The organism is Streptomyces milbemycinicus, from assembly GCF_002154605.1.
Taxonomy (GTDB): Bacteria; Actinomycetota; Actinomycetes; order Streptomycetales; family Streptomycetaceae; genus Streptomyces; species Streptomyces milbemycinicus.
The window spans coordinates 2,168-2,639 of record NZ_MUNE01000384.1; the positions used below are offsets into that span (position 1 = coordinate 2,168).

Sequence of the window (472 nt, forward strand, 5' to 3'; positions counted from 1 at the left end):
GCCACCTCCGCACGACCGTCAGCGTGATCACCACCGTCGAGAACCCCACCCTGCTCCGGTGGATCCGCCGCGAAGCGCTCGCGAAGAGCTAGGGCTTGTTGAGGTAGGCCAGGACGGCCCGGACACGGCGATTGTTGTTGTCGTCGTCGGTGATGCCGAGTTTGCCGAAGATCGAGGTGGTGTGTTTGCTGATGGCGCTTTCGCTGAGGAAGAGCCGCTGGGCGATGGCCTGGTTGGACAGCCCCTCGGCCATGAGGCTGAGCACGGAACGCGAACACTCCGTGCGCAGCCTCATGGCCCAGGGGCTGTCCAACCAGCCAATCGCTCAACGGCTCTTCCTCAGCGAAAGCTACACCAGCAAACACACCACCTCGATCTTCGGCAAACTCGGCATCACAGACGACGACAACAACAATCGCCGTGTCCGGGCCGTCCTGGCCTACCTCAACAAGCCCTAGCTCTTCGCCAGCGC

General features: G+C 62.9%; 1 protein-coding gene and 1 pseudogene. One reads left to right on the plus strand and one right to left on the minus strand.

The features are described from left to right. Positions 1–88: 88 nt before the first annotated feature. Positions 89–283, minus strand: a pseudogene (locus tag CCN51_RS29170) (response regulator transcription factor); the annotation flags it as partial. 10 nt (positions 284–293) lie between these two features. Here CCN51_RS29170 and CCN51_RS29175 point away from each other — a divergent pair. After that, on the plus strand, positions 294–458 hold the full coding sequence (locus tag CCN51_RS29175) for a LuxR C-terminal-related transcriptional regulator (RefSeq protein WP_425444781.1): 165 nt from the start codon (positions 294–296) through the stop codon (positions 456–458). Positions 459–472: the final 14 nt, after the last annotated feature.

Bases quoted from the DNA above. Each gene is read 5' to 3' on its own strand.
- CCN51_RS29175 (WP_425444781.1), top strand. From the start codon at position 294: ATGGCCCAGGGGCTGTCCAACCAGCCAATCGCTCAACGGCTCTTCCTC.